Consider the following 14,695-nt stretch of genomic DNA (forward strand, 5'->3'; position numbering starts at 1 on the left):
TTATGAGAAAAATTACACTTATTGCAGGTGCTCGACCAAATTTCATGAAAATTGCACCAATTATCCATGCCATTCAAAACGCTCAGGACAACGGTAATGATATTTCCTATAGGCTAGTACATACTGGCCAGCATTACGATAAAAAAATGTCCGGTGATTTTTTTGAACAGCTTAATATTCCCGATCCAGATGTAAACCTAGGTGCTGGTGGTGGTTCCCAATCCGAACAGACGGCTAGTATCATGATCGGTTTTGAAAAAGAGTTGATCGCTAACCCGGCTGATCTTGTAATCGTTGTAGGCGATGTTACCTCTACGATGGCCTGTGCCATTGTGGCGCAAAAGCTTCATATTAAGGTAGCTCATGTTGAGGGGGGTATTCGATCAAATGATTGGACAATGCCAGAGGAAATCAATAGGTTGGTTACAGATGCCATTACCAATTATTTCTTTACCACTTCTGAAATTGCAAATGAAAATTTACGTAACAGCGGGGTAAAGGAGGAGCAAATATTTTATGTAGGCAATACTATGATAGATACATTGCTAAAGCAACGGTCAAGGTTTGCCAAGCCAGATATTTGGGATCAATTAGGTCTAAAGGAAAAGGAATATATGGTCATGACTTTGCACAGACCTGCAAACGTAGATCAAGAAGCACAGATAAAATCGTTGATGGATGAAATAATTGCACATAGCAAAGAGGTACCATTGGTTTTTCCCGTTCATCCGCGTACGGCCAAAATATTGAACAACCTGAAAATTTCACATCCAAGATTGCATATGGTGGAACCTTTGGGCTATCTGGAATTTAATTACCTGGTAGAAAGAAGTAAGGCCGTAATCACGGATTCTGGTGGTATAACGGAAGAAACTACGGTAATGGGTATTCCGTGTATGACACTTCGTGACAATACCGAAAGACCGGAAACCATTACAGAGGGCACCAATGAACTTTTAGGAACCGATTCAAAGGCCATTCAACCTGCTATGGAGAAACTGTTTAAAGGGGAATGGAAAACGGGTGGCATCCCAAAATTATGGGACGGTAAAACAGCAGGTCGTATCGTCGATATAATATTGGATTTCAAAGAATTATAATTTCTTAAACCTTAGTGATTTGTAATATTGTAACGCTTTTTAGGTTAAAACTTGATAAAAAAATACTAAACCATACCAAAAATTAGTTTGGTTGTGTACGGGTTAGGTATTGTTGAATAATATTGACTTTAATTATGAACGAAAAAACATACGTCTTAGATTTTGAAGAGGACAAGGAATCATATGACATAAAAGAGGCAATTGCCAAATATGTACGTTTTTGGCCTTGGTTCTTGGGGATGGTACTATTGTTTTGTGCCATTGCCTTTGCGTATATGAAATATGCTCCTGTAATCTATAAGACAGAGGCAAAAATCAAGATTTTGGAAGACGCCATGAAAACAAGTGTTGTCAAGGATGTCATTTCCATTGCTAGTGCAAACCCCAATAATAGGTTATTGGATATACAAAATCAGATTAAGGTAATTCAGTCGTACCGTCTGTTGCATAATGTGGTAGATGAGCTTCATTTGGATATTGAATACCAGCAGTTGAACAATCTGCTCTACAAGCAAATATGGGAGCCGCCATTTACGGTCAGAAAGAACATCTCAGAGGACAAGATCAACGAACCTTTAAAATATGAGGTAAAGTTGACCGAAACCGGTTTTGATATTGTGGATGAAGAAGGTACGCAATACAATGTTCCTTATAACGAAGCCAATACCTCTGTTTATTATCTGCCCTTTAAAATTGAATTGGCAGAAAGTATCACCAATGTAAAAAATTACAGAAATGATTCGTTCAAGGTAATTATAGACTCTAAGAGAAAAACGACCCTGAAATTGGCCAAAAAACTGACCATTACTACAGAAGCCAATAGTGAGGTCCTTAATCTTTCATTGCTGGGCGAGAGTAAACAACGTTCAGAACAGGTATTAAACTCTATAATCAACAATTTTAACCAAGACGGAATTTTGGATAGGCAATTGGTATCCAGAAGGACGTTGGAGGTAATTGAAAAACGATTTGTTTACTTGTCCCAAGAACTTGATTCTATTGAAGCGGGTAAGCAAAATTTAAAGCAAGAGCAGAATATATCGTTCATTCAATCAGATGCCGGAGCAAATCTTCAGCGTAAAACAGAAGCGGAAAGTGAAGCCCTTAAACTAGAAACTCAGGTTTCATTGTCCAATTTATTGAAGAAAACGGTAGCCAATGAAGCGGAATATAATCTACTTCCTGCAGATATTGGTCTTGCCAATAGCGGATTGAACGCTATGGTGTCCAATTATAACAATATGGCCAGGGAACGTCAAAAGTTAATTACATCGGTTGGTTCTAACCACCCTACCTTGGTTAAATTGTCCAAGCAGTTAGAGTTGAGCAAACTTAATATATTAAGTAGTGTAAACAATTATGAGGCCCAATTGGCGCTGTCATTGCGTAAAACGAATCAAGAAAAGAACTCTGCCGGGTATCGATTTTCACGATTACCGGAAACGGAAAGAATGCTAAGGTCTATTGAAAGACAGCAGAGCATCAAGGAGAACTTATACCTATTGTTATTGCAAAAACGTGAAGAGGCCACAATTGATTATGCGTCTACCGCACCTACCATTAAGGTTATTGAATACGGTCTAACGAATATGGATCCTTTATGGCCTAAACCTACCGTGGTATTCCCGGTAAGTATATTATTGGGGCTTTTATTGCCGTTCCTGGTCTTCTATATCCGTTTTTCTACGGATAACAATATTCATGACCGTTCAGAGATTGAGCAGTTAAATCCTGAAATTCCCGTGGTTGCGGAGATTCCATTTTTTGAAAAGGATAAAAAGTTCATCGATGTCAATGATCGGTCCGTTCTTGCGGAGTCGTTCAGGATACTTGGTGCCAATGTTACCCATTTGTTATCGCCGGAAGAAACAGATGAAACCGGTAAGGTTATTTTTGTGACTTCCGCAGTTAAGGGAGAAGGTAAAACCTTATTGGCACTTAATCTGTCCCTTGCCTATGCCAGTATTGGTAAACGCGTTTTATTGGTGGGTGGGGACTTAAGAAACCCAACCTTGCATACCTATTTGGGTCTGGATAAGAATAGCCAAGGCCTTGCCGATTACCTGGCCGGTAAAATAAAGGACTTTGAGCCCCATACGTTTGAGGGCTTTAAGGCAAATCCCGATCATAAAATATTTTTGAGCGGGGCGGTACCTTCTAACGTTCCGGTACTGTTGTCAGGTAAGAACTTTGAACAGTTCTTGGACGAGGCCAGAAAAGAATATGATTATGTCATTATGGATACGGCCCCTACCATGTTGGTGACGGACACCCTATTGATTGCAAAACATGCCGATATTACCTTGTTTGCCGTACGTGCCGGGGTAACGGATAAAAATGTAATGAAGTTTTCAAAGGAGCTCAACAAGAGCAAGAAAGTCAAAAATATGGTCTACGTAATGAATGCCGTAGGACAAGTGCATGCCGGTAAATTGAATTATGGGTATGGATATGGATATGAGATGGAACAGCCGGAGAAATCCAAAAAATGGTTTAAAAAAGCGTAAACCTAAATTTGTGGTACTTTACAGGCTACTCATCTTATAATCGATGCAATGAAAATAGCAATTCTTGTCAATAGCTTAAATCAGCTTAGCAATTGGCAGTATAGGGTCATTGAAGGAATTTGCAACGACCCGGATATGCAACCGGAAATACTATTGGCCAATGGCCCATTCTTCAATTGGAGATTGGGCCATACCGGTAACGTCAATGCTCATGCTCAGAAGATTGGTGGAGTGTCCGGTTTATTGCTAAGAACGCAGTACGCTATTGAAAATAGATTATTGTTCAACCCTCCCCAAGCAAATTATACATCAAATTCTTTACCGTTTTTGAACGATTTAAAAGTTGGTGTACTTGGAACGGATGAACTTGGACCAATGGACCTTCTATTGAATTTGGATAGCGTTCCTGTTTCAGATGCATTGCTAAAAAATTCATCATATGGGCTCTGGGAACTATTGTTCAAGGAAAGTTCGTTGGAGGATGATGGCCCCGTTGGTTTTTGGGAAGTGCTAAAGAATAAACCGGTCGTTACGGCAACATTGGTCAATTTTAAAGCGAACCTTCAAGCGTATGCCATTGTAGATCAAGCACATTTTAATAGGCATTGGTCAATGACAGAAACGGCTACCATTGTTTCTGAAGGTAGCGTGTCCTTACTGTTTAAATGCCTAGATAGGTTAAAGAACAATACCCTTCAACTTACGGAGTTTTCCATGCCGGTGAAGACCAACACAAGTTACCCCACGTTATTTTCTACCTTAAAGTATATGGGGAAATTTTATGGCGGTTTTGTGAACAAGCTGTATGAAAAATCAATGGCAAAACTTGTAAGCAGGCGGTATGAGTGTTGGACGGTCTTTACAGGTAACGAGGGTTTTTTCCAGGATATTACGTCCTCTGCAATGGCGTTGCCCATGCCCGATAATGAATTTTGGGCAGACCCCTTTCTTTTTCACCATAAGGGAACCGATTATCTATTTTTTGAAAATTATTCCTATAGCACCAAAAAGGGAAAAATTAGCTGTGGTGTTTTAAAAGATAATCAATTGACCCAGATTGTGAATATACTGGATACGGGATACCATTTGTCCTTTCCCTTTATATTCGAGCAAGATGGGGAGGTATTCTTAATGCCCGAGGGTAGCGAGAACAAAACTTTGGAAATATATAAGGCCGTGGATTTTCCGTTACAATGGGAACCCTATACGACCGCTTTTGAAGGGGAAGCAGTGGGCGATGCTTTTTTCCATACCGATCAGGATAAACAGCAGTGGTTATTTTTAAACAAACAGGCTGCGCCGACATCTCCCATGAATAGTGAACTGTTTATCTATAAAGTTGATGGCGTTAAGCTCAATACCCTAATTCCCCATCAACAAAATCCGGTTCTTATAGATGCTAGTGTAGCAAGAAATGGAGGGGCGATATTTATGCATGAAGGGGAGTACTATAGGCCTTCACAACGAAATACGGATGGAGTGTATGGTAGGGCGTTGAATATCAATAAAATTGAAAAATTAACGCTGGAGGAATATAAGGAAACTACGGTACAGGTTATCGAGCCTGATTTTGAGCATAATTTAATGGGTCTGCACCATTTGCATGAATGTAACGGTAAATTTGTTTTTGATGCTGCCTACCGTTACAGATAGGAATATTCATCGATAAGATGTTGCAAAGCAATCCGTAGGCGATTACTCAGGTACACCGTCCCAGATCTCTACATCATCTACCCATTGGTACATGGGGTAATTGCTTCCATACACTTGGGTCAACATAATAAAATCCAAATTGTCATTGTTATAGGTGGTAACTCCATGGTGTTCGCCTATTAGTTGGCCGTTCACTTTCATTGATGCATAACCATCATCCCCATTGCTCCATTTTATATGGTATTCTACTTTAAACCATTCGCCTAAGATCAAGGGTATTTGCGTGTTTCTTACTTGCCATATGGGGTTTTGCGGACTTACATCACCTTGTAACATCCAATAGGGGTTGCCGCGTATATCGGTAGCCATGAATGCGATCATCCTAAAACCATTGGAGTAACTAGCATAATTGGCTGTCTTATATTCCCAAATGGCGCGCCATTTATCGATCCCTTGTACGGAACTTGCATCGGTCTTCATCCAATAGGCAATATATAATTCATCTGGGTTTTCCTGAATATCGTTTATTTGATAGGGCGCCTGGGTTACCTGTACATCATAATTCACCCGTTGGAACAAAGTGGTCGTCTCATTACCGTTTGGCCCGGTAACCACCTCTAGGGCATTGTCTATGGCGGCACCATTGTCATCATTGATGTTGTGTATTCCACTGGGCTCGCTGGCGTTGGCAGATCCTAAAATTGTTGGTGGCCAATAATAGCCGGTCTCGGTGTCCTTACCTACGATATATTGATAATCATACATGGTCTCGGTCAAACTTACGCCTTCAAATCCGGATTTAAAGAGCAGATTTGCTTCACGTCCAGGAGCGGTTGGTGGTGGCGTGCCGCTTTGGTCTACATCAATTTCTACTTCGGTCTCTGTTTCGGCTTCTGTTTCGGTCTCTACAATGAATGTTGAACCAATATCGTCCTTTCCACATGCACATAATAGCAATAGGATTACGGGGATCATAAGTGGTAGGTAGGTTAATTTTTGTAATGATTTCATTGGGGTATCACTTAATTGCTTCTATATCATATACGTAACATTGTCATAAATAGTTTGTACCGGTCATTTTTACCGGGTATTACAACCATTTTAGTTCTCTTAGCTTAGGGTTGCCCGTCCCAGATTTCAATATCATCTACCCATTGGTACATGGGGTAATTATTTCCATAGACCTGCGTAACCATAATAAAATCTAAATTATCGGATTTTGAGGTTGTTGGGCCATGATGTTCTCCAATTAACTGGCCGTTGATTTTCATAGAGGCATAACCGTCGTTGCCATCGCTCCATTTTAAATAATATTCTGCCTTGAACCATTCTCCGGTAATTAATGGAATATCATAATTTTCTATACGCCATACCGGTTGGCGTGGTCCTATATCTCCTTGAAATTGCCAATAGGGTGTACCTCTAATATCGGTGGCCATAAAGGCGATCATTCTAAAACCATCTTTATAAGAGGCATAGTTTTTTGTTTTGTATTCCCAAATGGCACGCCAAATATCTTTTCCTTCTAAGGAAATATCATCTGTTTTCATCCAATAGCAGATATAAAGCTCTTTGGGGTTCTCTTTTATATTGTTGATTTGATATGGGGTCTGCGTAACTTGTACATCATAGTTTACCCGTTGAAAAAGCGTGGTGGTTTCGTTGCCGTGCGGTCCTTTTACCTTTTCCAGATAATTGTCTATAGCGGGACCGCCACCATCATTGACCGTATGTATACCACTGGGTTCCTTATCTTTTTCAGAAGAGCCCAAAATTGTAGGTGGCCAGGAAAAACCGGTCTCGGTATCGGTACCCGTTATATATTGGTAGTCGTATTTATTTTCTGAAAGTTGAACACCTTCAAAACCGGAACTGAAAAGTAGTTTCGCGGTTGGTAGACCGTTTACACGTGTAGGTGACGTTGTATTCGGTACGGAGTGTTGCTCTTCTACCTCATGGGTAGCGGTAAGCCGGGCTATTTTTTTTTTACGGTGCCTTCCAAGGGATCGTTGACCACATGCATGTTAAAGGAGGCGTTTTCTACTGACCCGTGTATAAGGTCATTGCTAGTGGCATTGCGCACAACGTATTCAGAAACAAGATCGTAGTCTTTACCACAAGAGGTTAAACATAACATGGATAGTAAGATGACTAGGGGGACGAAAAAGGTTTTGGAAAAAATAGACTTCATGTAACGGTAATAAAATTATTTCGTTGCTTTTTTAACGCATTCCGAAAATATTTAAACTATATCCATTAACGATGAAAAGTTCAATTTATTCGATGAAATGCATAATAAAAGTTATTAACGCTAATTGTTAATAAAAAGTACACCCTCTCGATGAACGTATTTATTTTATTCCTTCCATTTGACACCAAATAAACCAAGCCCTTCATTTTCGCTGCAGTTCAATTTCCCCCGAATACGAATTGCAATGTCCATGAAGGGCTTGGTCTAAAATTCACTTAATAGATGGGTAAGATTTTTAGTGGTCATTGAATTATGGCGTTGGTGCAAACGTATTATTACCAATAGTTCGGCCTCGGTCAGCTCATAGGCGGTCTTAATGGATTTTATCTTTCGCTCTCCCAGTGCTGCCAAAAACTGTAATTCTTTTTGTTTTGTGTTCATGTTCACATTTTAATGAACCGCCCTTTTGTGGGAAGGGCGGATTGCATTTAACTAACAACTAACTAACTCAATAAATTTTCATACGATCAAAACTATATGGAGGTATCGTTTAGAACAATACCCAGTTATGGGTATATTTAAAGTGAAATGGAGCAAGTATAGATGATTTTAACATTAATGGATAATATACCTTGTATTAGGTATGGTATCACCATCTAAAAATCTTCATTTTTGAATGAGTAACCATAAAAACCAAACTAATGAAAACGATTACAAAAGTTACCCTGCTCAGTTCCCTTGCCCTATTCTTTTTAACGCCTTTATTCCTAACGGCACAAACGGACACTATGGGTGACGGACTCATGGTAGTACGAAAGATAGCCGGAAACCCAATGGAAGCCTACAGCTCTACCTTGGATCTAAACGATAACCGTAAGCAGCTGATTATGGCAGGACAGAATTATCAGACCAATTATGGTATTTATGCTTCCATAGAAATTGGGGATTCCTCCTTAGGGGAAAATTATAAGACCTTTAAAAGTGTGGAGTTTGAAATTGTGAACTACAAGCCCACCTATTTTATTGGTATAGATTCTGTAGTTGTGGCACCTAATAAAATGAAAGATGGATTGACTTTTTTGATCTACACCAAAGCTATGTCAGATAATGTGTCGTATTCCCTAAATAACGAACAGCTAAAAAATCTGCATTTTGAAAATGGAGGGTACATCCATTCCAAGCGAATTTTAAATCCTATGTTTCCTAGGTTTGATGCTGCTGGTAAACCTATTTTGATGAACGATGGTAGGCTAGATGCTTTACCCGATAATGGAAAAGCTTTTGATTTTGAATTTTTCTATAAAGATGGGAGGCATGTGGTACGAAAGGAAGATTATGATAAAGAAGTGATTTCTGACCAAAAGTATAAAGGCGAACAAGTTTTTAATATGCCTGGAAAAAGGTGTGTGCAAAGTTTTAATAAGGTAGTGTTTTAATGAATAAAATTTTATTCTGTTTTATTTTTCTAATCGGATACAACTTATGGTCTAAAACACCAGAATTGGAGGCATTCTTTGTTGCCGCAAAAAATAAGGATTTTGAAACAGCACGTTCCATTTCTACTAAAATGGAAAATGCTGTACTAGAAAGGCATTTAAATATTCTTACAGATTTAATGGCAACAAAATCGGTCTCCTCAGATTTTGTTATCGGTATTGAACAAGCGGATAATGAATCCGTCAGTTTTATCAAGTACTTAATTGCGGGATATCAAAACAACTATGCAGTAAAACAGAATAATTTAGAAGCATATAAAAACTTTTTAAATGCTTTGAAGTTGGCAGAAAAAACTAAGAAAAATTATTTTATTAAGGCAGCACTTTTTGGTATGCTAGATTTATTTGCCGGTGAAATCTTTATTGGCAGTAAACAGTATCAACCCTATTTGGAACGTTTGACTGAGCTAAAGGAAGATAATGTAGATGAGGTACTATTGTTGTTCTATAGGTTAATTTTCCTATCTAAGACGGAAGAGGATTTAAGTGCCCTAGATGCACAATACTATACATATTATGAAAAATTAGATTCTATATTCAATGGGTTTTCCAATAATCGTTTTTATACTGATTTTTATTATGAAAAAGGAATATATTATAAGCTGGAAGAAGAATATGATAAAGCAGAGGATTTTTTTATAAAGTCGGACAGTATGGCCTTTCATCACAATTTATTAAATGATTATAAATTCAAAAATGCATGGCAATTATCTTCGGTAAACTTTCAAAATCAAAATATAAAGGTCGCAAAAAGATATCTTGCGATGGCAAGAAGGCACTCTAAAAAACTAAGGGAAAATTTCTATAACGACCGTCTAGCCTCGGCAATCTTCCAAAAAGAAGGCAACTATGACTCTGCCTATCACTACTTACGAAAATCGGTAGATATTGAGTATGAGCTGGGCTATAAGAACAATACCTTGGAGTCCTCCATTTTAACCGTACAAAACCAGACCGATAAATTAAAACTGGATAAGTTGGAATTGGAGACTTCCAATGCCAAAATTAGAAATTGGACCATATTTCTGGGCATGTTGCTGGTCTTAGGTACTGTCATTGGCGTATTGGTAAATAAGAATGCCATACGAAAACAACTGTTGGCAGAGCAAGAAAAAACACTTGGGCAGCAAAAAGTATCCAATATCCTAAAGGAGCAAGAGCTTGCTACCATAGATGCCATGATAGAAGGTCAAGAAAAAGAGCGCCAACGGGTAGCCAATGAGCTTCATGACGATCTGGGTAGCTTAATGGCGGCGGTAAAATTGCAGTTTAATTCACTTGAAGCGTCGGACAAACAAGGTAATAAGGAGACATTTGCCAAAACAGAAACATTGATTGATGAGGCCTACGGTAAAATTAGAGCTATTGCCCACGCCAAAAATTCGGGATTAATAGCCAAACAAGGGTTATTGCCGGCCGTAAAGCAAATGGCGGAAAAAGTTTCCGTGGCCAGTGGTATCGGTATCTTGGTGCATGATCATGGGTTGGACACCCGCCTGGAAAACAGTATGGAGCTCACGCTGTTCCGTATCGTTCAAGAATTGATGACCAATGTAATCAAACATGCGGAAGCTACTGAAATGAATATCCATATTACCAACCATGGCGATACCTTGAATATTTTGGCAGAGGATAACGGTAAAGGAATGCCGTTGGATAAAACGGCTAACTATGGTAATGGTATTGGATTAAAAAGTATAGATAAGCGTATACATTATTTGCATGGTTCCATGAACATAGAATCGGAAATAGGAAAAGGAACCGTAATCATTTTAGACATACCCATATGATCAGATTGGCTATTGCAGAAGACCACCAAGCCCTTATTGACGGTTTGGAACTCTTACTTAAATATGAAGAGGACATTAGTATTGTAGGTGCCGTAAACGATGGTGAGGCATTACTGGATTTGGTGCGCTTAAAACAGCCCAATGTGGTCATAACCGATATTCGTATGCCCAAAATGGATGGTATACAGGCTACGGCCATCATTAAAAAGGAATTTCCCCATATCAAAATTTTGGCGTTTACCATGTTTGATCAAGATGATGCGGTTGCACAAATGATAGATGCCGGTGCCAACGGTTATATTTTAAAGAATACGGCGTTAAAAGAAGTGTTAAAAGCTATTTTGACCGTGGCCGGCGGACAACACTATTATGACCCTAATATTAATGTTACGGACCCAAAAAGTACATCGGCAAAATCGGGCAAAGGGGTATTGACGGTAAGGCAGAAAGAAATCCTAAAACTTATAGGCCAAGGTAAAACATCACGTGAAATCAGTGAAGAGTTGTTTATAGGCACGCACACCGTAGATACGCATAGGAAGAATATGGCCCGTATTTTAGGCCTAAAGGGCAAAGGGGAACTGTTGCGGTATGCCGTGGAAAAGAAGTATAAATTCTAATTTCAGTATATGTTTAAAGTTTGTATTGTAAAGTATTTCTTTAGTATTGTATTCTTACTTTCAATGGTTTCCAACGCACAGGAAAACTTTTATACGGTGAAAGGAAATAGTGTCTCAAAACAGGAATTCCATGATATTGCCCATAGCTTGGAATTTGTCCGTGAGGATTTAAATGACCAAAATGCCCTTTCCTTTGGCTTTGCTCAATTGGCCACCAATTTAATTCCGTTATTGGTTGATGGCGCAAGCAAATTATTTTATAATCCGGATAATTTTAATAAGGAGTATTTTGGGGAGTTTAGCTTTTTTGACCCAAGCGGCCGTTTTAATGCATTGGACCCCAAGAGTGTCCTTGTTTTTGAGCAAACAGGTAAGGATGCATCCGGTAAACAAATTTTGCTTACACAATTTAAGTTTGATTTGGGTGCGGTAGAAAATGTGGAGGGTTATCACTATTTAGGCCTAAAAGCTTATGAGCTTAACTACTCCTGGGCCAAATTGAGCTCAAGTAAGAATAGGGTCAATTATGTATTGGAAATTGCTTTTTTTTATTTTGATGGTCAGGACCGTCCCCAGGAATTTTATTTGAATCCTATTGTATTGAATGAAGCCAGTATTCCCAGCAGTGCTACCATTTCCCCTATTAATTATCAAGTAATTCCTAAAATGAAGGTGCTTAAAAATGTCCGTATTCATATTAGGGAGATCAATGCCAAGAAAGAAAATTGGGACAATTACCTGGAGCTATATAAAAGTAACCAACGTAATATCGCTAACTTCCTGATAAAGGCATTACCAGAATAATCCTTTGGCAAGATAAGATGGGTACATTTTTGGGAGGAAGTAAGAAAATTAATCCAAAACAGGGAACTTAAAGTTTCCTTCACATTCACTTAAACTACAAACTAATAAATGAACGCATATTTGCAATGAGTTTGAATTAGTTTGAGTAAGTTGAGTAACCGATGCATTGTTCTTATTGTGTCGGTTATTTTTTTAAAAGATAACTTGTACAGGAAAAAAGGCTTTGCCGGTAAATTAAAAAAAGGAGGTGTTATAGATTTACCTTTATTTCGTTCGTATTTAATATTTGAACGCGTAACAGGTTTTGAAAGATTTGTACGATCCTTGGCTGATGTTCTTCAGGAATACGACCGCCAATAATCCAATTTTTTTGGATTTTCTTGGTACTTTCCTGATGAAACTCCGTCATGAGGCATTCTAATGCTTCCTGTCTTGTTTCATCGTTCATTTTACTGAACATTAATTTTATATTTTCGGTCATGGTCGGTATTGGTCGTTTCCAAAAGTAAATAAAAAAGATATTCATCAGTTGAAATTTTAACAATAGATATTAACCAAAAAATTTGTTGATAAATATTTTATTGGGGTTTTATACTAAAATTGAAGAGGTAGTAGAAAGGAAGTTAATAGAGTGTAATTTTTACATTTTTTATTGGTCTTTTTGTATTTAACACTTAGGTTTACGGCCATATATTAATCATCGGCTAACAGAAATTATAAGTTATGAGAATAAAAGTTTTACTTGCTATCGGTTTTATTTTTATCGGGTGCTTTACTGTTATTGCCCAAAACCCTAAAGTACATTCCCATAATGATTATAAACAGCCACTTCCTTTTTACAGAGCTTTTGCGGCAGATGTACAATCCTTGGAAGTAGATGTATTTTTAGTTGAAGGTGTCCTTATGGTAGCCCATGAGTTGGGTGAAGTGACCGCGAACGCCACATTGGAACGTTTGTATCTACAACCGCTTAAGGAAATGGTAGAAAGGGGTATGCTCGCTGATCGGACTTTACAGGTTTTAATCGATATAAAGACCGATGCCGTACCTACCTTAAATGCTTTGATGAACAGCTTACGGAACTATCCTATGATTACGGACCATGAACATATTACTTTGGTCGTTTCCGGAAATAGGCCTCCTTTGGCAACGTATGTGGACTATCCTGAATTTATTTTGTTCGATTATCAGAGTACGGTTCCTGTTACCAATGCTGCGGTTATGGAAAAAATAGCTATGGTCAGTTTAAGTTTCAGGCAGTTTTCGGAATGGAACGGTAAGGGGCGTTTAACGGCAGCGGACCTGAACAAGGTGAGCGGGGTCATCGCCAAGGCGCACGCAATGAACAAACCGTTCAGGTTTTGGGCAACCCCAGATTCAAAGACCGCTTGGAAAGCCTTTACGGACCTAGGGGTAGATGTCATTAATACGGATATGCCCTATGAATGTGTGTCCTATGTACGTACTCTTAACAATAGGGTAGCGCGTAATACGGTATTTTCCGAGGTATACACACCGTCGTATTCTACCGATGCCATTGATAAGGCGCCAAAAAATGTCATTCTTTTAATAGGTGATGGTAACGGACTTACCCAAATATCCTCGGCTACTTTGGCCAATGGGGGAGCTTTGACCCTGACCCAGCTAAAGCAAATAGGTTTTTTGACGACCCGCTCCGCAGATGATTTTACTACGGATTCTGCCGCTGCGGGAACGGCTATCGCCACGGGCCAAAAAACGAACAATAGGGCCATAGGAACGGACAAGGATGGAAACCCTATACCTAACCTCACTGAAATTCTTGTTGATAAGGGCTTTGCTACCGGAGTAATTTCTACCGATGGCATTACCGGTGCCACTCCCTCCTCATTTTATGGCCACCGCACCGATCGTGATATGGAGGAAGGTTTGGCGGAAGATTTAAAGGAGAGTAAGTTGCACCTGTTTATCGCACAAAGATCAAATGAGGTGAAGGCTATCGAAACGTCGGGTTTTCAAATGATAAATACCATTGAGGCTCTTGGTGGTAGCACTTATGATAAGGTGGGTGCGTGGATGGATTATTCAGCGAATTCTCCTTTGCCCCAACATGTGGAAAAATTGGCAACGGCTACAAAGAATGGCATTGCCTTTCTACAGCACAAGAACACCCCTTTCTTTTTATTGGCAGAGGGGGCTAAGATTGATAGTTATGGACATGTTAATGACATTGGCGGAGTTATTGCCGAGAGTATTTCGTTTGATAAGGCAATTACCGAGGCCATAAAGTTTGCGGATAAGGACAAGAACACCCTGGTCATCATTACTGCCGACCATGAAACAGGCGGATTGACCATTCCTCAGGGTAATATGGACAGGCATGAGGTCGAAGCTGATTTTACCACCCATGACCATACCGCAACGATGGTTCCTATTTTTGCCTATGGCCCCATGTCGCACGAATTTCAGGGCGTTTATGCCAACAATGAGGTGTTTCACAAGATATTAAAAGTACTGGGTCTATAGTGCGAAGCTTAACTGGTTCCACTTTAAAA

13 protein-coding genes are annotated in these 14,695 nt (G+C 39.2%); 8 read left to right on the forward strand and 5 right to left on the reverse strand.

All coding sequences use genetic code 11. From position 1 onward, the window contains the following. Positions 1-2: 2 nt before the first annotated feature. From wecB to JM81_RS15670, 3 genes are all read left to right on the forward strand, one after another. Entirely contained in the window at positions 3-1,100 is a 1,098-nt protein-coding gene (gene wecB / locus JM81_RS15660) for a non-hydrolyzing UDP-N-acetylglucosamine 2-epimerase (RefSeq protein ID WP_144804769.1), read from the forward strand. A gap of 134 nt (positions 1,101-1,234) precedes the next feature. Continuing rightward, positions 1,235-3,607: a GumC family protein gene (locus JM81_RS15665; protein WP_144804771.1), complete on the forward strand. Its 2,373-nt coding sequence runs from the start codon at positions 1,235-1,237 to the stop codon at positions 3,605-3,607. A 48-nt stretch (positions 3,608-3,655) separates the two neighbouring features. Next, on the forward strand, positions 3,656-5,260 hold the full coding sequence (locus tag JM81_RS15670; protein ID WP_144804773.1) for a hypothetical protein: 1,605 nt from the start codon (positions 3,656-3,658) through the stop codon (positions 5,258-5,260). Between the two features lie 42 nt (positions 5,261-5,302). Here the strand turns inward: JM81_RS15670 and JM81_RS15675 are convergent, their stop codons facing one another. The 4 genes from JM81_RS15675 to JM81_RS18475 form a co-directional block, all read right to left on the reverse strand. Next, positions 5,303-6,271: a hypothetical protein gene (locus tag JM81_RS15675; RefSeq protein ID WP_144804775.1), complete on the reverse strand. Its 969-nt coding sequence runs from the start codon at positions 6,269-6,271 to the stop codon at positions 5,303-5,305. A 104-nt stretch (positions 6,272-6,375) separates the two neighbouring features. After that, on the reverse strand, positions 6,376-7,032 hold the full coding sequence (locus tag JM81_RS15680) for a hypothetical protein (RefSeq protein ID WP_089259520.1): 657 nt from the start codon (positions 7,030-7,032) through the stop codon (positions 6,376-6,378). Between the two features lie 203 nt (positions 7,033-7,235). Then, positions 7,236-7,451, reverse strand: a complete 216-nt coding sequence (locus tag JM81_RS15685) for a hypothetical protein (protein ID WP_144804777.1) — start codon at positions 7,449-7,451, stop codon at positions 7,236-7,238. A gap of 264 nt (positions 7,452-7,715) precedes the next feature. After that, positions 7,716-7,892: a hypothetical protein gene (locus JM81_RS18475; protein ID WP_186435591.1), complete on the reverse strand. Its 177-nt coding sequence runs from the start codon at positions 7,890-7,892 to the stop codon at positions 7,716-7,718. 260 nt (positions 7,893-8,152) lie between these two features. Here JM81_RS18475 and JM81_RS15690 point away from each other — a divergent pair, with 260 nt between their 5' ends. From JM81_RS15690 to JM81_RS15705, 4 genes are read left to right on the forward strand one after another with little or no spacing between them, the layout of a single operon-like run. Continuing rightward, positions 8,153-8,887: a hypothetical protein gene (locus tag JM81_RS15690; RefSeq protein WP_144804779.1), complete on the forward strand. Its 735-nt coding sequence runs from the start codon at positions 8,153-8,155 to the stop codon at positions 8,885-8,887. Next, positions 8,887-10,737 carry a sensor histidine kinase gene (locus JM81_RS15695; RefSeq protein ID WP_144804781.1) on the forward strand — a complete coding sequence of 617 codons (1,851 nt, stop codon included), beginning with the start codon at positions 8,887-8,889 and terminating at the stop codon, positions 10,735-10,737. The genes JM81_RS15690 and JM81_RS15695 overlap by 1 nt, the downstream gene beginning before the upstream one ends. Further along, positions 10,734-11,357, forward strand: coding sequence for a response regulator (locus JM81_RS15700; protein WP_144804783.1), 624 nt, complete (start codon positions 10,734-10,736; stop codon positions 11,355-11,357). The genes JM81_RS15695 and JM81_RS15700 overlap by 4 nt, the downstream gene beginning before the upstream one ends. A gap of 9 nt (positions 11,358-11,366) precedes the next feature. Continuing rightward, positions 11,367-12,161, forward strand: coding sequence for a hypothetical protein (locus JM81_RS15705; RefSeq protein WP_144804785.1), 795 nt, complete (start codon positions 11,367-11,369; stop codon positions 12,159-12,161). A 250-nt stretch (positions 12,162-12,411) separates the two neighbouring features. Here JM81_RS15705 and JM81_RS15710 read toward each other — a convergent pair whose 3' ends face one another. Continuing rightward, positions 12,412-12,687 carry a hypothetical protein gene (locus tag JM81_RS15710; RefSeq protein ID WP_144804787.1) on the reverse strand — a complete coding sequence of 92 codons (276 nt, stop codon included), beginning with the start codon at positions 12,685-12,687 and terminating at the stop codon, positions 12,412-12,414. A 197-nt stretch (positions 12,688-12,884) separates the two neighbouring features. Here JM81_RS15710 and JM81_RS15715 point away from each other — a divergent pair, with 197 nt between their 5' ends. Continuing rightward, positions 12,885-14,666 (forward strand): alkaline phosphatase, encoded by a 1,782-nt coding sequence (locus tag JM81_RS15715; RefSeq protein ID WP_144804789.1) that lies wholly within the window; start codon positions 12,885-12,887, stop codon positions 14,664-14,666. Positions 14,667-14,695 lie beyond the last annotated feature (29 nt).

Source organism: Maribacter sp. MAR_2009_72, assembly GCF_007827235.1.
In the GTDB taxonomy this organism is placed as follows: domain Bacteria; phylum Bacteroidota; class Bacteroidia; order Flavobacteriales; family Flavobacteriaceae; genus Maribacter; species Maribacter sedimenticola.

What these genes read in the sequence shown, in the direction of transcription:
- wecB (WP_144804769.1), top strand. Translation starts at nt 3, where the DNA reads ATGAGAAAAATTACACTTATTGCAGGTGCTCGACCAAATTTCATGAAA.
- JM81_RS15665 (WP_144804771.1), top strand. Translation starts at nt 1,235, where the DNA reads ATGAACGAAAAAACATACGTCTTAGATTTTGAAGAGGACAAGGAATCA.
- JM81_RS15670 (WP_144804773.1), top strand. Translation starts at nt 3,656, where the DNA reads ATGAAAATAGCAATTCTTGTCAATAGCTTAAATCAGCTTAGCAATTGG.
- JM81_RS15675 (WP_144804775.1), bottom strand. Translation starts at nt 6,271, where the DNA reads ATGAAATCATTACAAAAATTAACCTACCTACCACTTATGATCCCCGTA.
- JM81_RS15685 (WP_144804777.1), bottom strand. Translation starts at nt 7,451, where the DNA reads ATGAAGTCTATTTTTTCCAAAACCTTTTTCGTCCCCCTAGTCATCTTA.
- JM81_RS18475 (WP_186435591.1), bottom strand. Translation starts at nt 7,892, where the DNA reads ATGAACACAAAACAAAAAGAATTACAGTTTTTGGCAGCACTGGGAGAG.
- JM81_RS15690 (WP_144804779.1), top strand. Translation starts at nt 8,153, where the DNA reads ATGAAAACGATTACAAAAGTTACCCTGCTCAGTTCCCTTGCCCTATTC.
- JM81_RS15695 (WP_144804781.1), top strand. Translation starts at nt 8,887, where the DNA reads ATGAATAAAATTTTATTCTGTTTTATTTTTCTAATCGGATACAACTTA.
- JM81_RS15700 (WP_144804783.1), top strand. Translation starts at nt 10,734, where the DNA reads ATGATCAGATTGGCTATTGCAGAAGACCACCAAGCCCTTATTGACGGT.
- JM81_RS15705 (WP_144804785.1), top strand. Translation starts at nt 11,367, where the DNA reads ATGTTTAAAGTTTGTATTGTAAAGTATTTCTTTAGTATTGTATTCTTA.
- JM81_RS15710 (WP_144804787.1), bottom strand. Translation starts at nt 12,687, where the DNA reads ATGAATATCTTTTTTATTTACTTTTGGAAACGACCAATACCGACCATG.
- JM81_RS15715 (WP_144804789.1), top strand. Translation starts at nt 12,885, where the DNA reads ATGAGAATAAAAGTTTTACTTGCTATCGGTTTTATTTTTATCGGGTGC.